The following is a 21,913-nucleotide window of genomic DNA, read 5'->3' as shown; positions in this document are numbered from 1 at the left end:
ATCGGTTATATCGATATGCGATTCACTCTCCGTCAACTGCAAGTCTTCGTCGCCGTCGCCCAGCAGGAAAGCGTCTCCCGCGCTGCTGGCCTTCTGGCCTTATCCCAATCCGCCGCCAGCACTTCGATTACCGAGCTGGAGCGCCAATCCAGCTGCCAATTATTCGACCGCGCCGGCAAACGCCTGAGCCTCAATGCGCTCGGGCATCAATTGCTGCCTCAAGCGGTGGCACTGCTGGACCAGGCCAAGGAGATCGAGGACCTGCTCAATGGCAAGTCCGGCTTTGGCTCACTGGCCGTGGGCGCCACCCTGACCATCGGCAATTACCTGGCCACCCTGCTGATCGGCAGCTTCATGCAGCAGCACCCCGAGAGCCAAGTGAAACTGCATGTGCAAAACACTGCGCATATCGTGCATCAGGTGGCGCATTACGAAATTGACCTGGGTCTGATTGAAGGCGATTGCAGTCATCCGGACATCGAAGTGCAGACTTGGGTGGAGGATGAGCTGGTGGTGTTCTGCGCGCCCCAGCATCCCTTGGCCAAGCGTGGCGTGGCCAGCATGGATGAGCTGACCCATGAGGCGTGGATCCTGCGGGAACAGGGCTCAGGCACGCGCCTGACATTTGACCAGGCTATGCGCCATCATCGTAGCGCACTGAATATCCGCCTGGAGCTGGAACACACCGAGGCGATCAAACGCGCAGTGGAGTCGGGTTTGGGGATTGGTTGCATTTCGCGACTGGCACTGCGCGATGCGTTCCGGCGTGGCAGCCTGGTGCCGGTAGAGACTCCGGACCTGGACCTGGCCCGGCAATTCTACTTTATCTGGCATAAGCAGAAGTACCAGACCTCGGCGATGCGCGAGTTCCTGGAACTGTGCCGCGCTTTTACCGCCGGGGTTCAGCGCAGCGACGAAATCGTATTGCCGAGCATCGCCTGATCGTTAGATCAGAATGACCGCCCACACCAGCGTGATCATGGTCAAGGCCACGAATTGCGCGGCGCTGCCCATGTCCTTGGCATTTTTTGACAGCGGGTGGCGGTCCAGGGAAATGCGGTCGATGGCCGCCTCCACCGCCGAGTTGAGCAATTCGACGATCAGCGCCAGCAGGCACACGGCAATCAGCAACGCCCGTTCGACGCGGCTGACCTGCAGGAAAAAACTCAACGGAATCAGGATGACGTTCAGCAGTACCAACTGGCGGAACGCCGCCTCGCCAGTGAAAGCCGCGCGCAGGCCATCCAGGGAATAGCCCCCTGCGTTGAAGATACGTTTGATACCGGTTTGACCCTTGAAAGGCGACATAGATGTAGGCAACTGAACCAAAGAAGTGGGGAAGCTAGATCACGCAAAGTCAAAAAAGCGTGAACCGGTTGTAACTTAATGCTGCGAAATTGACTCAAGTTGTTGCAAGAGCAACGCCGCCTGGGTGCGCGTTCGCACCCCCAACTTACGGAAAATCGCCGTGACGTGGGCCTTGATGGTCGCTTCCGACACGCTCAGCTCGTAGGCAATCTGCTTGTTCAACAAGCCCTCGCAGACCATGGTCAACACCCGGAACTGCTGGGGCGTCAAACTGGCCAAGCCATCACGGGCCGCCTTGGCTTCCTCGGACACGTTGATTTCTTCAAACGCTTGCGGTGGCCAGGACACATCGCCGTCCAGTACGGCACGCACAGCCTTTTGGATATCTTCCATCGCGCTGGACTTGGGAATGAAGCCGCTGGCGCCGAACTCCTTGGAGCGCACCACCACATCGGCGTCTTCCTGGGCCGAGACCATCACCACGGGAATCTGCGGATATTGCCCGCGCAGCAGCACCAACCCCGAAAAACCATAGGCGCCGGGCATGTTCAGGTCGAGCAGCACCAGGTCCCAGTCGGATTTTTCAGTCAGGCGGGCTTCCAGCTCGGCAATGCTGGCGACTTCGACCAGTCGCACATCCGGGCCAAGGCCCAGGGTTACGGCCTGATGCAGCGCACTGCGAAACAGCGGGTGGTCATCGGCTATCAGGATTTCGTATGTGGCCATTGATTAAATGATCCTGTTTTTAGGGGAGCCCTGATGGGTTCAGGGTCCGCCAGTACACAAGCAACAGCCAGGCAGCCATCGCCACGGGGCACGCTCAACGTCAAAAACACGCGAAACAACGTCGAAAAACCAAGCTAGCGCCCCAATCGGCGCCCAGCATGCCCAGCGCAGCCTGGGGGGTCAAGCGCTACGCCCATGGGGATTTTAGCGGGTTACGCGATTAAGGTGCCATCATGCGAACGTCGAGGGGTCAGGCCGCCGGGATATAAGGCGCCAAACGCTTGTGGACACTGTCCGTCGCGTCCAGAGGCAACTGAAACTTGGCGGCCAGATAATGCGTGCTGAATACATCGAGGTAGGCGTCCAGGACTTCGCTGGCGAGCTGATCATCGGCCAACTCCAGACACAGCGCGGCAACCTCGGCGGTGCAGAAATGATCATCACGCTTGGAGCGGCGCAACTTGTAGCGTGACAGCTGCTCCGGCGCCAGGCTCAGCACAGGCAAATGCTCCAGGTAGGGGCTCTTGCGAAACATCTTGCGCGCTTCGCTCCAAGTGCCGTCCAGCAGGATGAACAGTGGGCGCTTGCCCGCCTGGGTATTCACCGCGCTGACCACCCGCTCGGGCGCCACGAATTCGCCGGGGAACACGATGTACGGCTGCCACTGCGGATCGGCCAGCAAGGTGAGCAGGTCCGGATCGACTTCGGTGCGCGACCAGGCGAACGCCGTGGTGTCGTCGATAACGTCGGCGATCAGCCAGCCGGTGTTACTGGGCTTCATCGGTTCGACGTCGTGCATCAACAGGCACATGGCAGCGTTGGCCTGAACCGTTGGTCGCCATGCGCACAGGCAATACTCGGGAATCACTCGGCAACCGGTGCACCGCTCGGCACGCGATCCCCGATTAAGAAAAGGCCTGACGGCTCGGGCCAGGCGCTGGGTACGCAAGCGGGAGACGGCGTGGCTCATCGGATGCGCCATACAGACGGGTAAATCGACACAGGGTCACTCAAGAGCAATTGAAGTGCGCGCAGTTTACCAGCGATACGCCTGGCTGTAGTGGCAAGCGCTCACCTATAATTGCGCGCCACTGAACGCACAGCGCAGTGGCTGGTCTATGCACCAGTAACCGAATCAGGAGAGTTTGATGCTGCGTTCCATGCTGCGCCTCGTTGCCCCATCCGTCGCTATTGCGCTGGCCTTGCCTGTGGGCGCCCATGCAGCCTCGCTGCTGGAGGCTCAAATGAACCGGAAGCTGCAAAGCGTCGCGACCGAAAGCAACAAGGACCTGCCCCGGGAAATCGATGAGAAAACCCTGGAAGTGGCCTACACCGTTGAAGGCACGCAACTGATCGATCATCTGAGCGTGCAGCCTGACCGCGCCGAACAGATGCGTGCCAATCCCAAGGCGGTGTATTTCCAACTGGGCCGCAGTGTCTGCACCAACCCAGGCTACCGCGAGCTGATGGCGAAGGGCGCGGTCATGCGCTACGAAATTACCGAGAACAAGACCAACCGTCCTGTAGCCTCGGTAAAATTCGCCGAAGCCGACTGCCCGGCTCCGACCAAGAAGAAAAAGTAACCCTGGCTTGCCTTTCGCGCGTGGCTGCCTGGCGACGCGCACTCCCCCCGCCTCCACGACCAACGCCATGACGAGTGACCAATAAGCGGTTGCCAGCCAAGGGTTTTTCGGCCCATGATCGCATCATTCCATCCGCCCGCCCGCAGCAGCATTCACTGCTGTTCTGCAACGTTTTTTCAGGGCAAAAGAGGCCTGCCCTCCTGCGGCAAGCAACGACACATGCAGTGTCGTGGCCCCTGCCGACGCTCGTCGGCTACCCAGGCCCTGTGAAGAAGGAGAAGTTGAATGCCTTATGAATCGAATGACTCCCTGCTCCAGCTTTTTGAACAAAATGGCACCGACCTCACGCACCAGGTGGACGCGCAACTCCAGCTGATCGCCCCCAACAGTGCAAATATCCCCTTGTATCGCGACATGATCCTCACCGTTCTGCGCATGGCCCAGGACGACCGCGACCGTTGGAACGCCAAGATCACCTTGCGCGCCATTCGTGAGTTGGACCACGCCTTCCGTGTGCTCGAACAGTTCAAGGGGCGGCGCAAGGTTACGGTGTTCGGCTCGGCACGTACTCCGGTGGAAAGCCCCCTGTATGCATTGGCTCGAGAGGTAGGCGCGACGTTGGCGCGTTCCGACCTGATGGTCATCACCGGCGGCGGCGGCGGCATTATGGCTGCGGCGCATGAGGGCGCGGGCCTGGAGCACAGCCTGGGGTTCAACATCACCCTGCCGTTTGAACAGCATGCCAATCCGACCATCGATGGCACAGACAACCTACTGTCCTTTCACTTCTTCTTTACCCGCAAACTGTTTTTCGTCAAGGAAGCCGACGCACTGATCCTGTGCCCAGGTGGCTTCGGCACCCTGGACGAAGCCCTGGAAGTGCTGACCCTGATCCAGACCGGCAAAAGCCCGCTGGTGCCGGTGGTACTGCTGGACGCACCCGGCGGCGGCTTCTGGCAAGGCGCTCTGGATTTTATCCGCAGCCAGCTGGAGGCTAATCGCTATATCCTGCCGACCGACCTCAAGCTCATACGCCTGGTCTACAGCGCAGAAGAAGCCGTGGACGAGATCAATCGGTTTTATGCCAATTTCCATTCAACGCGCTGGCTGAAGCGTGAGTTCGTAGTGCGTATGAATCATCCACTCAGTGATCGAGCCCTGGCGCATTTGCAGGATGAGTTTGCCAGCCTGCGGCTGAGCGGAGCATTCCAGCAGCTTGCCTACACAGGCGAAGACCATGACGAGCCAAGGTTCAGCCATTTGACGCGACTGGTCTTCAACTTCAATGGCCGTGACCAGGGGCGATTGCGCGAATTGGTGGATTACATCAACCTGCCAGAAAACTGGGCCCAGGCTCAGGGCGAGACGCAGCAGCGAGTGGCGCCACAGCCTGCGTGATTTTTTGCAGGCGAAAAAAAAAGGCCCACTATTTTCATAGTGGGCCTTTCGTTTTGTGGCGTTCAGTCGTCCATGTCCCGACCGCTTAACAAGCGGGTGATCATGTCCATCGAAAACCCGCGATAGCTCAGGAAGCGGCCTTGCTTCGCACGCTCCCTGGCATCAATTGGCAGATGCCCTGAAAACTTGCGGCGCCAAGTCTCTTCCAGCTGCGACTGCCAACTGATACCGCACTCACGCAGGGCGAGGTCAATATCGGCACGTTGCAGACCACGCTGGCTCAACTCTTCGCGAATCCGCGCAGGGCCATAACCGGAGCGCGCGCGGTAGGACACAAAGCTTTCGAGGTATCGGGCTTCCGATAGCAGCCCCTCTTCCGTCAAGCGGTCGAGGGCCGTTTCGATCATTTCGGGCTCTGCGCCGCGCTGACGCAATTTGCGCGTCAACTCGACTCGACCATGCTCGCGCCGTGCGAGCAGGTCCATTGCAGTGCGCCGTACGGCAACGAGTGTATCCAGTACAACAGTCATCGTTTGCTTCAGATGTCAGTGTCGGCTTCTTCCATCTCGTCAACCGGCTCACGGTTGGCGGCGGCTTTGACGTCTGGCGCAGGGGTCAGCAGCTTGTCACGAATCTGCTTCTCAAGCGTGGCGGCGATATCCGGGTTATCCGCCAGGAACTTGGCCGAGTTGGCCTTGCCCTGACCGATCTTGCTGCCGTTGTAGGCATACCAGGCACCGGACTTCTCGACAAAACCGTGCAGCACGCCCAGGTCGATCATCTCGCCGTTCAGGTAGATACCTTTGCCATAAAGAATCTGGAACTCTGCCTGACGGAAAGGCGGGGCTACTTTGTTCTTCACGACTTTGACGCGGGTTTCGCTACCGACAACCTCGTCACCTTCTTTCACCGCACCGGTACGACGGATATCCAGACGAACCGAAGCGTAGAACTTCAGCGCGTTACCACCGGTGGTGGTTTCCGGGCTGCCGAACATCACACCGATTTTCATACGGATCTGGTTGATGAAGATCACCAGGCAGTTGGCGTTCTTGATGTTGCCGGTAATTTTACGCAGCGCCTGGGACATCAGGCGGGCTTGCAGGCCCACGTGCATGTCGCCCATTTCGCCTTCGATTTCTGCCTTGGGTACCAGGGCAGCCACGGAGTCGACCACGATCACGTCGATGGCGTTGGAGCGCACCAGCATGTCGGTGATTTCCAGGGCTTGCTCACCGGTGTCTGGCTGGGAAACCAGCAGGTCGTCGACGTTGACGCCCAGCTTGCCGGCGTATTCAGGATCCAGGGCGTGCTCGGCATCGACGAATGCGCAGGTGGCGCCCATTTTCTGAGCCTGGGCGATCACCGACAGGGTCAGGGTGGTTTTACCGGAAGATTCAGGACCGTAGATCTCGACGATACGGCCTTTTGGCAGGCCGCCAATGCCGAGCGCGATATCCAGACCCAGAGAGCCAGTGGAGATAGCCGGGATTGCCTGACGGTCGTGATCGCCCATACGCATTACGGCACCCTTGCCGAATTGACGTTCGATCTGACCCAGGGCCGCAGCCAAGGCTTTCTTCTTGTTGTCGTCCATTAAAGTCCTCACGTAATCAATAAGGCCTGACGGCCAACACCTGTATAAGTAGACAGTATTGTTCCACAAAGATCGAAGATCGCCTACCCCTGATTGTCTATTTCTGCTGCAGCTCGTCGCAACAAGCCCTCCAGCGCGGCTTTTACCGTTTGTCGCCGGACTTCATCGCGGTTACCGGGGAAGTGCGCAAGCTCGGCCGTGACCTCATCGCCCACACCGAACGCCAGCCAGACCGTGCCCACCGGCTTGCCCGGCGTACCACCGTCCGGGCCCGCCACGCCGCTTACCGCCACGGCAAACCGCGCCAGGCTTTTTTCCTGTGCCCCTCGCACCATCGCTTCGACCACTTCCTGGCTGACGGCGCCAACTTTGGAAAACAGTTTTTCCGGCACGTTCAATTGCCGGGTTTTCTGTCGGTTGGAATAGGTGACATAGCCCGCCTCGAACCACGCCGAACTGCCCGGTATGCGTGTGATGGCCTCGGCAATACCGCCGCCGGTGCAGGACTCGGCGGTGGTGACATGGGCATTGAGCACCTGCAAACGGCGCCCCAGTTCAGCAGCCAGTTGAGTGATTTCCTTCACGGTCGTCTCCAGGAATGGGCGGTGGTTCGCCTACCCTACAGCAGCCCATCGGTCATGCAAGTTGCAGAGTGCATCAAAAGACTAACGCGCGACGGCCCGCACATAGGCCTGGCAGGCACGCAAGGCGATCAGGGCGTTATCGCCGTCGTCGGTGATGCGGATAATTCGCTGAGCATGCGCCGGGTCAAGTCGGGCTCGTGGGGCTGCATGAACCACGCCGCCGGCGCTGGAGGTGGCAGGCACTGTGCAGCCAGTGGCGGCGCTGTCGAGAAGGACTGACAACCGCACATCAGCAGTGGCCAGGCGGTCGCGCAGAGCAGCTTGGTTACGTTGGGCATCGCTCAACTCCTGGGTGTGTTGTTGGTCACTGGCGTTGAGCTGTTGCTCCAGGGCCAGGCGTTTTTGTTGTTCTGCCTGTTGCTGTTCGAACGCGGCCTGGCGCTGCTGACCAAGTGCCAGCGCATGACCCGCCGCCTGCTGCTCAAGCTGCGCACCATAGCGCCAGGCCTGCACTTGCCACACCAGCGCAAGCAGCAGGCACACGCCGACCCAGCGCAACCAGCCTAGGAAACGCATAACACCGCCTTCGCCCGCTCCCACAATTGCACACGGTCCTGCAGGCCGTTCAGGCCGCCGTTGATACGTCGGGTAATGGTGGTGAACTGGTCCTTGTCGGCCAATTCGTTGAGGCCGTTGGTTTGCCAGAACCAGGCGGCGGATTCGCAGGCCCATTGGGGTTGTTCAAGCAACTGCGGTTGCTGCAGCAGGCGATCATCGCCAAACAGTGCCTGGCTGCACGCCAGGTAGTTGCGCCGTCCCGTGACCTGAATCAGCCCCCTGCCCCGGTACTTCTGCCCATCACCATCCGCCTCCGGGGTGTTGCCCAAGCGGGCGGACAGGGTGCCGGTGTCGTACTTGCTGAGGTAGTGATCGCTGCCCAGCTCGCGCACGTAGCGCAATTCGGCGGATTCGTGGCCGATCTGGGCGAGGAAGGCGGCGATGCGTTTGGCACTGCTAATTTCATACCGAACGAAGGCTGCATTTAAAGGGGACAAAAAAATGCCCGTTCGAAGGCGGGCCCCAGGCATCACACCCAGAAGCTGGGCAAGTGTTATCAGCATTGGTTTTTACTCTGAAAAAGTGTCTACACCGACAAACCGCTGGCCTGGATCGTGCACCGATAGCCGTCTGCTCGTTTACCGCTGGCCGTTACCTTCTTGATCGACCAGCGCCCCTGCATAAAGCTTGGCCACGACTCGTCCAACAGCAGCAAGCCTTCAGCGGCCAACGAGGGATTACCGGGGCAAACCACATTGATCTGCAACCCTTCCCGTCCCACACGCCGCATCTCTCCCTGCGCCGCTGAGCGCGCTTCGTCCTCGCTCTGGTAGCGTTGCGTCACCACCTTGAACGGCGCGATGCCCACCTCTACGACATGCTTTTTGCCGGCTGCCGCATCCCACCAGGACGTTTGCGCGCCGTTGTATTTGGCACGGCAGGCTTCGGTGAAGCTGGCGCTGATAAAGGCCTGGTCACCCGGGCGATTGTTACGGGTAACGGACAACTGCACATCCGGCAGTGCCTTGCCCGACAACGACTTGATCTGGCCTTTACGCCCCAGCACATACAGCTCGTCGACAGGCTTGGCCACCGCATCGAAGCGTTTGGCCAGCCTGGTCAGAAAGGCCATGTCGCTTTCATTGGTCTGATCGATGTGCGCGATCTGCTCGCGCTCGAGTTCAGGCGCCACACGCGGCGAAAATCCGTAGCGGCTGGTCAATTGGCGAAACAGTGCGCCCAAGGTTATCGGCCCATGGCTGGCGGTACGGCGCTGCTTGAATTCGTGCTGATCGAACGGCGCTGCCGTGGCCACCAGCGCCAAGCGCATCGGGAACAGCGACGGAGTACGCTGAGTGATCTTGAATACGCCCTTATCCACCAGGCCGGACTCAAGGTACCCCACGCGCAAGCCGATTTTCCCGCCCAGCTCGGGCAACCCTTCAAGGCCCTCGATATCCAGGGTCAATGTGAGCTGGTCGGAGACAAAGCCCGCTGCGTCGACATGCTCCCATTCCAATAGCCGCTCGTTGAACAGCGCAGCATTGGCGCCATACAACTCCACTACGGGTGTGAATCCAAGTGCCATGATCGTTCCTTAATCCCAGGCTGAAACCGGCCGGCTCGCGGCAGGTTGCGCATCCAATTCGGGCACCAGCACGCTGACGCCTGCCGGCAATACCGCGCCCTTTTCCGCCAGCTCCGGATTCAAGCGCCACAGCGCTTCTTCTGCGGCATCATCACAACGCCCCAGCTCTCGGTAGAGCAGCAGGTTCACCGAGTCGCCAGCGATACTTCGAACCCTACGCATTGACGAACTCCTCCAGTATCAGCGACCAACCGATCGCCATCGCTGTACCGTCGTCGATCACGCTGGTTTGTTTTTCGCTGATCGACTTGATGGTCCACAAACCCCAGTTACGCCCCAGGCCGTCCACCAACGGCAACGGTGCCCGCAGGTCTTGCAGGGCGCGCAACTCATCCAGGCGCTGCATGCCCTTGGCACGCGCTGCCTTGCCGCGAAAGGCCAGTGTTTCCAGATCCTGGCCCACTTGGCTGGATTTGGGCTTGCCGGCAATAATGTTCAGCCTGACCCAGCCACCACTGCTCCCACGATCCAGGGTGTCGTAGGCGAACCCGCGCGACAGCCCGAAAATAAACGTGCCCAATACCATCTGTTGTCGCATCACACAGCTCCATCGGTGAGTGCTGCGCCACGTCGCGTCGCCAGCAGGTTGTCCATCGACAGCGGGGTAAATTGCGCTTCGATCTGTTGCACCACGAGTGTCGCCAATTGCTGATAGCTGGCTTGTTCCGGCGCGTTGATAGTGATTTGCGGGGCAAAGTTGATTTGGCGGTTATCGGCTTGAGGGGTATTGAGGTGAGTGCTGACCTCCGTGGGAGACGGCAAGCGATCCTCGGACCCCATCACTTTTTCAGCCAGCCAGGCGCCAACGTCGCTGCCGACGAACGTCCCGACGGCACCGCCGACCACCTTGCCGATGGCACCACCGGCAACGCCGCCCATGACGCCACCCAGCAGCGTGCCGGCACCCGGCACAACCGAACCGATCACCGCCCCCGCCAGCGTACCGACAGCTCGGCCAAGCGCCATGCCGGTGAACTCACCAGCAAAACCACCGGCGACCCCGCCGCCTACCGAGCCCACGCTGGTGCCAACCGCTTCACCCAAATTCCCCGACAGCGCGCCCTTGGTGACATCGACTCCGGCGTTCGCCAGCACCAGCCCCAACGCAGCCCCCTTGGCGGCTTTGCTGGCCTTCGCCGTTTTGCGCGACCGACCAGCGCCCGACGCCGAACCCGGCGTGCGTTTGCCTGCAGGTGCGTCGTTACCTCGAGAGTGCTGCGGGCGGGCAGATGAGTCGATGGCGCCGCCTTCGCCAAGAATTTTCCCGGCGACCTTTTCAAAGACCTTGTCCTTCACCGCATCAAAGACGCCGGAAATCACCGGCACCAGCGCAGCCCCCGCCAACGTGACAGCGGCAGTGGCCTGAGGCAGGGCTTCGGCCAACCAACTCACGCGATTGACCAAACCGGTCATCGCCGTCAGCGAGGTATCCACAACAGGCGCCAGGGCGGTGTCGGAAGCGGTTTGCAAACGTGTAGTACTGGCCTCGTAGGCCTGCCGACGGGCCTGGGTGGAATCGGCGCGAACCGCTGCCGAGCGCAGAAGAGCGCCATGATCCCCCAACGCCGATGTGGCGTAGCTGGATGTGTCGGCCACTTGCGAAAAGGCCAGCTTCACAGTGTCGATCATCGGCACCAGGCTCAGAATCGCCTGGTTACCTTCGAACAGTTGCGTCGCCAGCGCCGCCTGCCTTTCGGCCGGTTGCGCTTTGAGTGCCTCCAGCACGGTGACCAGGGTCTGCGCAGCATCCTGTTTCATTCCGCCGGCCAACACTTCGGCGTCAAGCTTCAGCGCTGCCCAGGCGTTACGCTGCCCAGGGGAAGCGCTGTCGCCTTTAGCCAGGGCGGCACTGATTTTTTCCAGCCCGAGGCCAGCAGCGCCTTTGCCGTTACCGGCACTCAGCAACGCAGCCGACAGTGCCGCCGCCTGCGCGGGGCTCATGCCCGCATCCGTCGCGGCAGCACCCTGATGTTGCACGATGGCCGCGATATCCGCCGATTCGGCCTTGAGCGAGACAACATTGCCCAGCACCGTTGTCGCGTCGGCCAAGTCCAGGGTTTGTGCGCGGTCCAGATGCATTGACTCGCGCCAGCCGCCCATGAGATCACCGGCGTGCTTGACATCGATTTTGAATGCCGTCGCCATGATCGCGGCGTCGCGGGCAAACTGCTGCAGGTCAGCCTGGCGCCCGGCCTGGTCGATATTGCCTGAAGCGTCAACTCGGTCGCTGCCGATACCCGACTTGGCGGCAACGTACTCGACCTTCGCAAGGTCAACGGCGCTCGCGCCACTGGCCGCCACCACAGGCTCCGACGCCATGGCGAGGTTGGCTTCACGCACTGACTTGCGCTCGTGCCTGACGAATTGCAACAGCTGGTCCAGGTCGGTCATCGCGGCATCCAGTGCCTGCGACGGTGTGCCTGTATTGGCCGTCGTGCTGGTAGTGGTATCGCTCGCCCCAGCCAGCTCGGCGTCGGCTTGCCGAGCGTCCATCACCTTGAGCAGCGAGACGTTGAACAGCTCGAGCGTCTGCACAAGGCGGCTTTGACCGTCGGCCAGATGATTGATCTGCAGGCTGGCATCGGCCAATGCCAATGCCAGGTTCGCAGCACTCCCCGGCCCAGCCTCAGCCGGCCCCGTCAGCGTTTGCGCGAACGGGTTGAGGCTGGCCTGCCCCCACCCTGTGCCAGTGAGCCTTGAGTCAGCCAGCCGTCCTTGACGATGGCCGACCCGCCCGCATAGTTACTGTCTGCCATCCCGCTCTACTCCTGTTTGAGCCCAAGGCGACTGATCGCGATGTCATAGCGGCGCATTGCTTTCCCGGCATTCCAATCGAGGATTTCCGCTTCGCTTACCGAGTAAACCAGCGGTACTACATCGAGGATCACTTCGATGTCGCGTTCCGAAAGAAGTCCGCCGGTTTGTTTAAAAAATCGTCGATGCGCCCCTGCAACTCTGTCCAGTCGGGCACGGTGAGTCCGGCGAGATCGGGAATCATCAGGCCGGCGCAATGCGCGGTGATGAACTCGGCACGTTCTTTATTGGTGGGCAGCTTTTTCATCACTTTGGTGGCGCGCAGGGCGGGCATTTCCAGGGTGACGTGGGTAAGCGTGCGGCCGCTGGCCTCAAGGGGCAGCAGCAGCGCGACCTGCTCGCAGGTCAACGATTCGCGTGGCGCATCAGCTTGATCGAGGTAGAACGATGCAGGCTGAGTCGACATCTCGTGTACGTACTGCGCGATGCTGACGTAGTCCGGCCGTTTGAGTTGGTCGAGTTCTTTTTCCGACAGGCCGGTGGCGAGCTTTGCCAGTTCGAAAAACTGGTCATCCTCGTCATCACCGGCGCGTGCCAGGGCTTCTTTCTGTGGCGCGTAGAACAACGGCTTCAGTTGAATCTGCTCGATCACGACGCCGGTGTCGGCGGTGATCGGGGACAGCAGGATGTGTAACGGAGGCATCCAGGCCATGGGGCAATTCCTTGATGGGGTATGGAGGCGAGCTGACCCGCCCCCAGGGGGATTAAGGCATCAGCACGGCGCGGCGCGCGTCACCGAGGATGTCGACGCCGTTGAGCACGAACTTCTGGGTGCGCACATCGATGTCGATCACCGGAATACCGTTTTCCAGACGGCTGTAGGTGCGGCAGGACAGCTCCAGGGTGGTGACCGGCTTGGCGTTCATCGTCAGCGCGGTTTCGGCCAGAGACTTCAACTTGCCGCCTACGGTGTGGTAGGTGAAGTAGGTCTTGCCATCCTGGTCCTGGCCGGCTTCACGCACGTTCAACAGGATGTCATCACCCTGCGTGACGCCAAGCGCCAGCAGAATTTCTGCACCTACCCCTTGCAGTACCAGGGTTGCGCCCAGCACCTTGGCGCTTTTGGCCACCTCTTCGGCGATGAAGCGCCCGCCGGTCATCGGGTCCATTTCGAACTCGATCTTCGGCGGCGTAAAGGAATCGACCGTGGCCGACAACGGCAGGCCTTGAAGGGTGGCCGCAATGGCCTGTCTGACTCGGTTGGTAAACATTAGAGAACGTCCTCCAGGAACTGCTCGATGATTTCATCGCGGGCGTTGAGTTGATAAACCATGTGTTCGTTCGGCGCGTAGCGGCCGTAGTCGATGACGATGAACCAGGTGCCGTTCTTGTACTTCTCGACGCTGTTCAACTCCGGGTGCAGGTAGACGCTGCCGCCAGGGATGGTTTCGTCGGCTACCAGGGTTTGCAGCCAGTCGTTGATGCGCTTGACCTCCTGGTCCATGAAGGACTTGGTGAGGTTCTTGGCCATGGCCTTCTGACCGGCCTTGACCAGCTTGCGGCTGATGGCGTCTTCGAGGCCGACGTAGCTGATGAACTTGCCGGTGATGGAACGGTTACCCAGCAGCGAGAAACCGCCGAGCACCGTGCGGGCGTAGTAGCTCACGCCATAACGGTTGAGCAGGTCGCCTTCGGTGGAGGTGTCGAGGATGTTGTACTCGACGACGCGGGAAACGTCTTCGGCGAAGGTCACCTGATTACCTGGGCTTTCCCATTGCTTGACCTTGGCAAGTGCGGCTATGGCCAATGAGGACGGCGACAGGAACACATTCTTTTTCGCGGCTTTGGAATACACCGACGGCATGTTGTGCACCAGCAGGCAACGGTCGAAGCCGAGGTCGGCACCGCCCAGTTCGCCGCTGTAGGTCACTTGATCGGCGACCGAAGCGTCCTTGCCATCCAGCACCACACGGGCCTTGATGCGCTTGCCGAAGGAGGCGAACTCACCAGCCACAGCCTTGGTGCCGGTAAAGCCTGGGGCGCCGATGATGGTCAGGTCTTCAGGCACGCTGCCCAGGGCAGCCAGGCCGAGTTTGCGGCCGGTGACGGGGTCGTTGCCGCCGATCACATTGTTGACCGTGTCGGCCGGGGTGGCGCCTTCTTCGACGATGACCACATAGACCGGCACCTTTACCACTTTGAGGATCTGGTACACCGCTTGGAACAGCGTGCCCGACTCGGTACCGGTAGGGTCCAGCAGCGCCTGGGTGGTAAAGCTGTTGATCCGGAACGGAGCGTTTTTCGGGATCGATGCATGGGCGTTGGGGGCGGTGCCCACCAGGCCGATGACGTTATCACCCAGGCCACCCATGGCCTCGGGGGATTCGGTGGCATTCACGGTGATGCCGTTGTGCTCGAAGTTCAAAACCTCAGCCATGATTAGTCAGCCTTCTTGGGGGTGGAATTGAGGACGCTGGTCAGTTCCAGACGACCGGCGGTGCGCAGGGCGGATGCTTCGACGTCCAGCAATTCAAGCTCCTCGCCAGCGGTGGACCAGTGGCCGTTACCGATGGGGAAAGGGATGAGGACGGTGTAGGTTTGGCGGGTGGGCATGGGTAGGATTCTCCGGGTGAGAAACGCCAAAGCCCCTGCGGGGAGGGGCTTTGGGAGGGCGAAAAAAAACCGCTTTCGCGGTTATCAGTTATTTCAGGAAATCGGGTTTGGATGGCCAGAGCACTGCGTCTGGGTCTTCTCCCTGATCAGGAATATCACGCAGTTTTTGACGATACTCAGCGAATAAGAGCTTATGGGTGTCGAGCATCGGATAGTCTGGCATTGCTGCATAATCACTCGCCGACAAGTCTTGATCCCTTGCCTTACGAATCATTTCCCACTTGATAATCGGATGAAGTTCAGCAGGTATAAATAGTGGTTTCATATTCTCTCCTCAGCCTAGGGCCAACATCGTTCCCCAATCACCTGGGTTGGTTACAACGCCTGTGCATGCCCCTGCGAGCATCACCTCAACAACGCCGGTTGAAGAGGTGCGCATCGGGTGCAGGTGGTAATAAGTTCCAAACAATTCCGTAGGAGAAATAACACTGGAACACCAGCGCCATTTGCCTTTTTCAACGCCATTACTCCATGCTCCAGACACGTTACCCTCCAAAAGACGTACGAAGGCACCAACCGTCAGGTAGGAGTTCTGCGGTACTGCGCCAGAGCCATTCGCGAGGGCCATATCGACAGTGTAAGGGAACGCGAGCCAGGGACTAACGTCTGACACCGACCACTTCATTTGCCACAGGTATACGAACGTGCGCCAATAGTCGCTGGCCCTGATTTCAAAGTTTGGATATTGTTCACGCACATCTGCCTGCACCTGAAGCAAGAAATCCACATCAGCTTGCGGGCGTCCGGCCGCTTGAGAGACAGAGGTGATAGTTCGCAGCTTAGTGGGCGTCACTTCAGCATGAATCCCCCAATTTTCAATCAGTGTTCCGTCGGCATTCGGGGACAAATTGAAGTTCTTGGTGACCGCCAATCTTGGGAGTCTATTTTTCAACTCCGCCAATTGAGCGTCATACGCTTGGCGGGCATCTACTATCGCCCTGTCAATTTCTCCAACTTTTCCGGTAATGACGCTAGTCAAATTATTCGCCGCATTTACGACGGCAGCAAGTTGCTGTTCGGTACTCAAATTAATGCTCCTAAACGCCTGGAAAGCGTCATGTAAAATCAGTTAAAAACGCTCTATTTTCTTTCAACTTCCATCACTCGAAATAGAACCCCTACACCGCGTGCCATATTGTCTATGCTCGCAGCTGACAAGGCCGCAATTTCATCAGTCAATAGCACATTCAAATTGTCATTCCCCACCACAATCGTCACGCTGTCCACCGGCAACGGCGAAATATCCAGCGTGAACTTCTGAAGTACCCGCGCAGCCGCCGCTTTATACGTCAGCAACTTCCCTTCTACGGAATACACCGCCAGCAAAGTCCCACTGGCGAGGTAAAAACCGAACTCGCCGATCTCATACTCACCGTCGCCATCAAACAGTGCGGCCATCCTGAGTTGGCGCTCGCCCAGGTCTTCGTAATCCACGATGGCGACCCGTTGGCGCTCATCGCGCAACACCATTTCCGTGCCATCAGGGTTGTAGCGGCCGGTGCCGGCGCCGATGTGGGTGATTTCGCCTTTGAGGCCCTGATTCTTTGCCTGCAGCACTTCATCCAAACCCTTGGAGGTGAAGCGCACCAGGCGCGTGATTTCATCTGTCATGGCTGCGCCCTGAGGTCGTAGTCGTTAATGGTGTAGTGCCGGGCAATGCCGACACTGTTAAGTCGAGCAGCCAACGCCAACTCCGGCAGCGCGCCGTTTAAATACAGCTCGCCGTCGCTTAGCGGGGCATGAAGGACCTGCGTCAACGCAAGCCGACCTTCGGTTTCGTGAACAACCGTAATCGTCGCCTGATCCCGCTCGCTTTTGGCTGCGTTGATGCGGCGGATGAGCCGGTTGTGGTCGCCGCTGGACCAACTGCGCCCAATGATCGCCTGCACGTCGAAGGTATAGGGCGTACCGATTGGCCGCTGCTGGTACCAGGCGCTGATGTTGGGGGTGAATCCCAGTGACTCCACCGCATAGCTCAGCGCCTTGGGTGTGCCGGCCTGGCGCTGGATCTGCCAGGACAAGGCCACGGTCAGGCGCTTTTCCGATTCGCTGGCGTCGGCATCCCATTCGCTGACGCCGCGGTCGGCGGCCAGGTAAGGAAGAAATTCGCTGGGGGTTTGCAGTGGGTTCATCAACGCCGGAAACGGCGGCGTGACTCGCTCGAGCAACTGGCCGAAGCCCAAGTCCAGGGCCTTTTCCAGCGGTGAACTGTTGGCCGGCAACAAACTCGCGTCAGGTTCACTCATAGCGTACGTACCTCCACTTCGACACCCGTGCAATACGGGGCCTGGAACGCGCTGCTGACAATCGGCGCCAGCGGTTCAAGGATTTGCAGTTGCGCCGCCCCTGCACTGTGGATGGCGTAGTCGATCCAGCTGGGGTCGACGCGCCCTTCCAGGCGATGGCAGGAGTCCGCGTAAGTCTGCAGCAATTGCTGCGCCGCCACTTGGGTCAGGCCCGAGTCCGGGCCGGCGTTGATTTTGGCGATGACGCGAATCTTGTAGGGTTGAATCTGTGCGCCCTGGACGGTGACGAGATCGGTTTCCGGCCGTACATCCGGCCGTGCGAAATGTCGGCGTACACCGTCAAGCAAATCGGCAGAGGGGGTACCGTCGCCCTCACGAGACAATACGGTGACCATCACCTCGCCGGGCGCGGTGCGACGGCCATTGCCGTCCTTGACCTGTGCCGCATAGCCGTCCGGGTCGAAGGTGTAGTTAACGGTCACCACGCCCGGCGAGGCGCTCTGTACCTTAACGGTGGGTCGCTCGCCAAGGGTGAACACTTCGCGGCGATACTGCATCCGCGAGCCGGCAGCCGGGGCATGGGGCGCGAGGTAATAGCGCAAGCGAGCATCGTCGTCGCTTTCCAGGGTCGGCGGCACGGGCGGGAAGGCCGCCGGGTCACCGGGATTGAGCACCTGGCGTTCAAGGCCCATGTCAGCCAAGCGCGCATCCAGATTGCTGCCGGTGGCCCACCACGCCAGCATCTGCTTGATGCGTGCATTGTATTTGCGCTCATGGGTTTGCAGGCGCACGCAAAAGGCTTCGAGCGCCAACGTCAGCAGTTCACTTTCGTTGTCGAGGCTGACCTTGAGTTTGGCCGCGCTTTGCGGCGCACGGGTGGCAACGTAATCGACCACGAACGCCTTGAATTCGGCGAGCAGCGGCTCGAACTCATCGACTGCAATAATCGCCGGCTCGGCCAGTTGGTTCTGGCCAGGGATCAGCATGCTCATGTCACGACCTCGAAGGATTGTTGGCGGTTTTTCCAGGTGCCGGCAAACCGCAGTAGCAGCCCGGCGCCCTGGCGGGTGGCGACGATGACCTCGGGCTGGAAATCGCCGATGCCGTTCTGCGCGTTGTAAAACGCTTGGGCCGCGTGGCTTTGAGCGAGCAGCAGCAGGTCATCGCCAAGGTTCTGCCCGAGCAGTTGCGGGATCAGCGAGCCATACAGCGGACGCTTCTGCCGCGTGCCGACGGGTGTGGTCAGCGCTCGGGTGGCGCGCTGCACGAATTGCAGCCAGTCATCGACGGCTGCCCCGGTGTTGCGATCGATGCCGATCATGGAATGTCCTTATCAGGGGCTGATGACTCGACCTTGGTGGTCTATCACCGGGCCGCTGAAGTGAGCGCCGCCGCCATCCAGTAACAGTGCGGTGCCGCCGATTTGCAGGGTGATGCCCTGCGGGCTGAGGGTCAGACTGGCGGCGCCGACCTTGACGTCGACCTGTTCGCGAGAAGCGCTGAGCATCGTCGGCCCGTTGACCCAGTTGAACGTATGACTGGCGTCGTCATAGTCGCTCTGTGTGCCGTCCTGATGGCGCCGCCGGGTCAAGGAAGGCACAGTGGAAACAGGCGGAAAGAGACTACTGTTGAGGCCGAACAGCGCCACAGACTGTGAGCCCCCTTCCCCACCGCCGTAGTTGAGCAGCAGGCATTGTTCGCCCACGGATGGAATACGGGTTTCGGTTTGCGCACCGGCGCTGGGGTTGAAAAAGCGGATGGCCGGCGTAAGCAACTCGCCGTGGCTGACCCTGCAGGTATTGCTGGCGGCATCGACCTGTTGGCAAACGCCAATTCGGCAGAAGCTTTCAGCGCGCCGGTAGAGGTCTTCGAGCTGGGCCTCCATCTCCGCCAGGCGCTCGACAATCGGCCCCAGTTGCATGCGTAACAGCGTGTCGAACATGGGCTACTCCGCCAAGGGCTTGTATTGATCGGGATCATCGATGTCCAAGACGTCCCAGGTAGAGGCAAACAGCGGTTGGCCTGTAGGATCATCAAGCAACACGGGTCCGAGGTAGAGGGTTTGAGTGAAGGACACTGTCCAGGTGTCGTAGTCCGTTGCTTCGGTCGCACGCCCAGAAGGAGCGGCGACAATAGTCGTTGGCAAATCGCACTGGGACTGAGGCAGGCTCCAACGGTTGTCCAACACCAGGTCCATCAACTGGCTGGCCAGGTCGCAGGCATCGAACGGCAACGCGCCGGGGGCGACCATGACGGTGAGCGATATGGTCAGGGCATGGGCCTTGCGGCCTTCGCGGGAGCGAATGCCAGGGCCATTGCCTTCAACCGTGACCATCACGCCGGTTTTTTCTGCGTCGCTCTGGAAGTCTTGGTGACTGCCGACCCTGAGGTCGGGGAAGGCTGCATGCAGCGCCACGCCGATAGCCTGGGGGAGTTGGGATGGCTTTTCGATAAGGGTCATTTGAGCGTCCTTGCGGTTACTGCGGGTCCTGACGGGAACCTTCATTGATCCCGATGCGCTTGGCCGCCCAGCGCTCATAAAGGCCGATGGCCACGTCGGCACCGGCCATGGCGGTCAGGCAACCAATGGCGCCGGCGGTCCAGATCGACATCCCGGCGGCGTAGCACAGCATCAGGGCCGAAACCCCGCAGACCATGCACGCCCCGGACCGGAGCGCCAGGCGCCGAATCAGCGACCAGCCGCGGGCGCCCTCCTTGTCGGCGCGCCACATTTCGCCGGACACCCCGCCGATCAACGCCAATATAATCACCAGCCAGATAGGCATTTCCGCTAACGCTTGTTGTTCGTTTGTCATGTCACGCCTCCTGGCTGAGCACTGAATAGTCCGTTTTTCAATTACACATACTTCGATAGGTAGGCATTCCAAAAAGCCCGGTTGCCCAGGCTTTTCAGTAATGCTGTCTGCGGACTTTCGGCGCTACTGGCGCGGTACGGTCCTTTCCTCAATGTTTTTCCGACCACGATCCCTGTCTGCCGGATAACTGCTTCTGGTGCTTTACGCTGCACACCCGGGTCAGTTGCCAACCCTCTGAACCGTTAAGGCCGGTTCATCGCTGCCTGTTTTTGAAGCGCTACCACTAAAGAGCGTCGGCATCCTTGCCGGTGTTGCCTGGCATCCTTGCCATCGCTTCGATGGCGTCCTTGCCGGTGTTACGTGCCTTCCTTGTCTTCCTTGGCAGCATCCTTGCCGCCTCCACCAGGCCTTGTTGGCTGGCTTGAGATGAAGAATATGCATGTATGCATATACAGTCAATGCACAAATGCATTTATTTTTATCAAACGGATGCGCTCATGCATGAAAAGCCTGACGGGCCGGAGGTTTGCCGGTTTTATGCAGACGAAAAAAACCCGCTCGTTGGCGTAATGCTGTTCACTTAAGCATTTGAGTCCAAGCCGGGCTTTCTAGAGAATCCGATGTCAGACCCCTGGCATCGGATTTTTTTATGCCCATTCAGCAGCAGTTGCTCGACCTCGGCGATCTCTTCAATTTTTCTGACCTGAGCACCTTCACTCAGAACATCCCTATCGAGTGGGTAGCGAGTGCGCTGAACCTCTCGGCGCAAGCTACGATACGACGGCGCCGTTTGCCGAGCGATCAAGTTCTTTGGCTAGTTTTGGGCATGGCTCTGTTCCGCGATGAGCCTGTTCATGAGGTCGCCAGGCGTTTGAATATCTGCGCGCAAGGCTTGGCTTCTGATCAGTTGCTGGCCCGAAGCGGGGTAACTGAAGCTCGCAAAAGGCTTGGCGCTGACCCCGTTGAATCGCTGTTCCGTCAGACCGGTAAACATTGGGGCAACGAGCGCTACGAGGGAGATGACTGGAACGGTCTACAGGTCTTCGCGGTGGACGGTGCACTACTGCGAACTGCTGACTCACCTGAGCTCAGAGAACATTTTGGCTCCGGTAACACCGGCACCGACCGTCAGACCCCGTTTCCGATGCTGCGGCTCGTTGCGCTGATGAATGTCCGTTCGCATGTCATCCTCGATGCGCAGCTCAGCCCTTATCGGGGCAGTGAAATGCGGTTGGCCGGAACGTTTCTGGGGCAAATTCCGGACAATTCGATCACCTTGTTCGACAAAGGCTTCTGGGGCGCGGATCTACTGCTAAGCGTGGTGGGCGGCGGCGCGAACCGACACTGGCTGACACCTGCTCGCAAGAATTTGGTCATGGAGGAAGTAGAGCGCTACGGCGAGCACGACCGTCTCGTCCGGATGAAGGTTTCTCCTCAGGCACGTAAACGAAATCCTGAGTTGCCCCTGAGTTGGGAAGTGCGTGAAGTTAGCTATGAAAGCCATGGGAAAGTCCGATCGCTGCTTACCTCTTTGCCTGTCGAGGACTACGACACCGCAGCTGTGGCTGAGCTGTACCTGGAACGATGGGAGATTGAGCTGGGCTTCAGGGATATCAAAAGCTCGATGCAACAGAACGCGGTAACGCTACGCAGTAAGAAAGTCGAGCTGATTTATCAGGAGGTCTGGGGGCTTTTGCTGGCTTATAACATTATTCGTCGAGAGGCCAGCCAAGCCGCTGTAGCGTTCGGCCGCGCACCTTCGGATATACGGTTCAAGCCTGCCTGCCAGTACATAGCGGTGCAGTTGATAGTGATGGCAGCCGCTAATCCGGTATCGGCAACAGGAAGGAGGCTAAGCGAGCTGAGGGGAGGAGTAGGAGGAATGTTTCTGGATCACCGCCCAAGGCCGGGAAGGCCAAGGACGGTGAAGATTTCCAAAACCCGGTACCCAGTGGACCGTAAGGCTGCTCCGCTTAAGTGAACAGCATTACGCTCGTTGGCGGGCTTTGTCTTACGTAAGTA

General features: G+C 59.7%; 29 protein-coding genes. 4 read left to right on the top strand and 25 right to left on the bottom strand.

Annotated elements, in window-relative coordinates; all coding sequences use genetic code 11:
* Positions 1-15 precede the first annotated feature (15 nt).
* Entirely contained in the window at positions 16-942 is a 927-nt protein-coding gene (locus C4J92_RS06110) for a LysR family transcriptional regulator (RefSeq protein ID WP_164487516.1), read from the top strand.
* Positions 943-945: 3 nt separating this feature from the next.
* On the opposite strand, the gene C4J92_RS06105 is transcribed toward C4J92_RS06110, so the two are convergent.
* The 3 genes from C4J92_RS06105 to C4J92_RS06095 all read right to left on the bottom strand — a co-directional run bounded on the left by C4J92_RS06105 (position 946) and on the right by C4J92_RS06095 (position 3,004).
* On the bottom strand, positions 946-1,308 hold the full coding sequence (locus C4J92_RS06105; RefSeq protein WP_003189051.1) for a diacylglycerol kinase: 363 nt from the start codon (positions 1,306-1,308) through the stop codon (positions 946-948).
* Between the two features lie 75 nt (positions 1,309-1,383).
* Positions 1,384-2,034: a response regulator transcription factor ErdR gene (erdR, locus tag C4J92_RS06100; protein ID WP_124361551.1), complete on the bottom strand. Its 651-nt coding sequence runs from the start codon at positions 2,032-2,034 to the stop codon at positions 1,384-1,386.
* A 250-nt stretch (positions 2,035-2,284) separates the two neighbouring features.
* Positions 2,285-3,004, bottom strand: a complete 720-nt coding sequence (locus C4J92_RS06095; RefSeq protein WP_124403268.1) for a tRNA-uridine aminocarboxypropyltransferase — start codon at positions 3,002-3,004, stop codon at positions 2,285-2,287.
* A gap of 178 nt (positions 3,005-3,182) precedes the next feature.
* On the opposite strand from C4J92_RS06095, the gene C4J92_RS06090 reads away from it, so the two are divergent.
* Together C4J92_RS06090 and C4J92_RS06085 are read left to right on the top strand one after the other, a co-directional pair.
* Positions 3,183-3,617 (top strand): PA3611 family quorum-sensing-regulated virulence factor, encoded by a 435-nt coding sequence (locus C4J92_RS06090; RefSeq protein ID WP_124361549.1) that lies wholly within the window; start codon positions 3,183-3,185, stop codon positions 3,615-3,617.
* 285 nt (positions 3,618-3,902) lie between these two features.
* Positions 3,903-5,015: a TIGR00730 family Rossman fold protein gene (locus C4J92_RS06085; protein ID WP_124403267.1), complete on the top strand. Its 1,113-nt coding sequence runs from the start codon at positions 3,903-3,905 to the stop codon at positions 5,013-5,015.
* A gap of 62 nt (positions 5,016-5,077) precedes the next feature.
* Here C4J92_RS06085 and recX read toward each other — a convergent pair whose 3' ends face one another.
* The 22 genes from recX to C4J92_RS05980 form a co-directional block, all read right to left on the bottom strand.
* Positions 5,078-5,545: a recombination regulator RecX gene (gene recX, locus C4J92_RS06080; RefSeq protein ID WP_124403266.1), complete on the bottom strand. Its 468-nt coding sequence runs from the start codon at positions 5,543-5,545 to the stop codon at positions 5,078-5,080.
* Between the two features lie 8 nt (positions 5,546-5,553).
* Positions 5,554-6,612, bottom strand: coding sequence for a recombinase RecA (recA, locus tag C4J92_RS06075; protein WP_005785454.1), 1,059 nt, complete (start codon positions 6,610-6,612; stop codon positions 5,554-5,556).
* Between the two features lie 83 nt (positions 6,613-6,695).
* Positions 6,696-7,196 (bottom strand): CinA family protein, encoded by a 501-nt coding sequence (locus tag C4J92_RS06070; RefSeq protein ID WP_124403265.1) that lies wholly within the window; start codon positions 7,194-7,196, stop codon positions 6,696-6,698.
* Between the two features lie 81 nt (positions 7,197-7,277).
* A complete protein-coding gene (locus C4J92_RS06065) occupies positions 7,278-7,772 on the bottom strand; it encodes a lysis system i-spanin subunit Rz (protein ID WP_124403264.1) in 495 nt (164 codons plus the stop codon).
* Positions 7,760-8,317, bottom strand: coding sequence for a glycoside hydrolase family 19 protein (locus C4J92_RS06060; protein WP_124403263.1), 558 nt, complete (start codon positions 8,315-8,317; stop codon positions 7,760-7,762). The genes C4J92_RS06065 and C4J92_RS06060 overlap by 13 nt, the downstream gene beginning before the upstream one ends.
* 23 nt (positions 8,318-8,340) lie before the next feature.
* Positions 8,341-9,342, bottom strand: coding sequence for a contractile injection system protein, VgrG/Pvc8 family (locus C4J92_RS06055; protein ID WP_124403262.1), 1,002 nt, complete (start codon positions 9,340-9,342; stop codon positions 8,341-8,343).
* Positions 9,343-9,351: 9 nt separating this feature from the next.
* The gene (locus tag C4J92_RS06050; protein WP_124403261.1) at positions 9,352-9,564 is read right to left on the bottom strand and encodes a tail protein X; all 213 of its coding nucleotides are present in this window, start codon (positions 9,562-9,564) and stop codon (positions 9,352-9,354) included.
* Complete coding sequence (locus C4J92_RS06045) at positions 9,557-9,940, bottom strand: phage tail protein (RefSeq protein WP_124403260.1); 384 nt, start codon at positions 9,938-9,940, stop codon at positions 9,557-9,559. The genes C4J92_RS06050 and C4J92_RS06045 overlap by 8 nt, the downstream gene beginning before the upstream one ends.
* Positions 9,940-11,991 (bottom strand): phage tail tape measure protein, encoded by a 2,052-nt coding sequence (locus C4J92_RS06040; protein ID WP_256657458.1) that lies wholly within the window; start codon positions 11,989-11,991, stop codon positions 9,940-9,942. Before C4J92_RS06040 ends, C4J92_RS06045 begins: the two co-directional genes overlap by 1 nt.
* A 295-nt stretch (positions 11,992-12,286) precedes the next feature.
* Complete coding sequence (locus C4J92_RS06035; protein WP_124403258.1) at positions 12,287-12,868, bottom strand: phage tail assembly protein; 582 nt, start codon at positions 12,866-12,868, stop codon at positions 12,287-12,289.
* Between the two features lie 52 nt (positions 12,869-12,920).
* Positions 12,921-13,427 carry a phage major tail tube protein gene (locus C4J92_RS06030; protein ID WP_124366028.1) on the bottom strand — a complete coding sequence of 169 codons (507 nt, stop codon included), beginning with the start codon at positions 13,425-13,427 and terminating at the stop codon, positions 12,921-12,923.
* On the bottom strand, positions 13,427-14,593 hold the full coding sequence (locus C4J92_RS06025) for a phage tail protein (RefSeq protein WP_124366027.1): 1,167 nt from the start codon (positions 14,591-14,593) through the stop codon (positions 13,427-13,429). Before C4J92_RS06025 ends, C4J92_RS06030 begins: the two co-directional genes overlap by 1 nt.
* A 2-nt stretch (positions 14,594-14,595) precedes the next feature.
* Entirely contained in the window at positions 14,596-14,769 is a 174-nt protein-coding gene (locus C4J92_RS26925) for a hypothetical protein (RefSeq protein ID WP_164484513.1), read from the bottom strand.
* Positions 14,770-14,857: 88 nt separating this feature from the next.
* A complete protein-coding gene (locus C4J92_RS06020; protein WP_124361536.1) occupies positions 14,858-15,094 on the bottom strand; it encodes a tail fiber assembly protein in 237 nt (78 codons plus the stop codon).
* A gap of 9 nt (positions 15,095-15,103) precedes the next feature.
* On the bottom strand, positions 15,104-15,856 hold the full coding sequence (locus tag C4J92_RS06015) for a hypothetical protein (protein WP_124403257.1): 753 nt from the start codon (positions 15,854-15,856) through the stop codon (positions 15,104-15,106).
* A 53-nt stretch (positions 15,857-15,909) separates the two neighbouring features.
* Positions 15,910-16,440: a hypothetical protein gene (locus C4J92_RS06010; protein ID WP_124403256.1), complete on the bottom strand. Its 531-nt coding sequence runs from the start codon at positions 16,438-16,440 to the stop codon at positions 15,910-15,912.
* Positions 16,437-17,075 (bottom strand): phage tail protein I, encoded by a 639-nt coding sequence (locus tag C4J92_RS06005; RefSeq protein WP_124403255.1) that lies wholly within the window; start codon positions 17,073-17,075, stop codon positions 16,437-16,439. The genes C4J92_RS06010 and C4J92_RS06005 overlap by 4 nt, the downstream gene beginning before the upstream one ends.
* Positions 17,072-18,067, bottom strand: a complete 996-nt coding sequence (locus tag C4J92_RS06000) for a baseplate J/gp47 family protein (RefSeq protein ID WP_124403254.1) — start codon at positions 18,065-18,067, stop codon at positions 17,072-17,074. The genes C4J92_RS06005 and C4J92_RS06000 overlap by 4 nt, the downstream gene beginning before the upstream one ends.
* Positions 18,064-18,396 carry a phage baseplate protein gene (locus tag C4J92_RS05995; RefSeq protein WP_124361531.1) on the bottom strand — a complete coding sequence of 111 codons (333 nt, stop codon included), beginning with the start codon at positions 18,394-18,396 and terminating at the stop codon, positions 18,064-18,066. The genes C4J92_RS06000 and C4J92_RS05995 overlap by 4 nt, the downstream gene beginning before the upstream one ends.
* A gap of 12 nt (positions 18,397-18,408) precedes the next feature.
* The gene (locus tag C4J92_RS05990; RefSeq protein WP_124403253.1) at positions 18,409-19,017 is read right to left on the bottom strand and encodes a phage baseplate assembly protein V; all 609 of its coding nucleotides are present in this window, start codon (positions 19,015-19,017) and stop codon (positions 18,409-18,411) included.
* Between the two features lie 3 nt (positions 19,018-19,020).
* Positions 19,021-19,536: a hypothetical protein gene (locus C4J92_RS05985; RefSeq protein WP_124403252.1), complete on the bottom strand. Its 516-nt coding sequence runs from the start codon at positions 19,534-19,536 to the stop codon at positions 19,021-19,023.
* 16 nt (positions 19,537-19,552) lie between these two features.
* Positions 19,553-19,891, bottom strand: coding sequence for a phage holin family protein (locus C4J92_RS05980; protein WP_124357270.1), 339 nt, complete (start codon positions 19,889-19,891; stop codon positions 19,553-19,555).
* 649 nt (positions 19,892-20,540) lie between these two features.
* Between C4J92_RS05980 and C4J92_RS05975 the strand changes: the two genes are divergently transcribed.
* Positions 20,541-21,872 (top strand): IS4 family transposase, encoded by a 1,332-nt coding sequence (locus tag C4J92_RS05975; RefSeq protein ID WP_372238146.1) that lies wholly within the window; start codon positions 20,541-20,543, stop codon positions 21,870-21,872.
* The last annotated feature ends 41 nt before the right edge of the window (positions 21,873-21,913 follow it).

This window comes from Pseudomonas sp. R3-18-08 (assembly GCF_003852065.1).
In the GTDB taxonomy this organism is placed as follows: domain Bacteria; phylum Pseudomonadota; class Gammaproteobacteria; order Pseudomonadales; family Pseudomonadaceae; genus Aquipseudomonas.
Note: the sequence above shows the minus strand (reverse complement) of the source record. Positions and strands in the feature narration are given on the sequence as shown.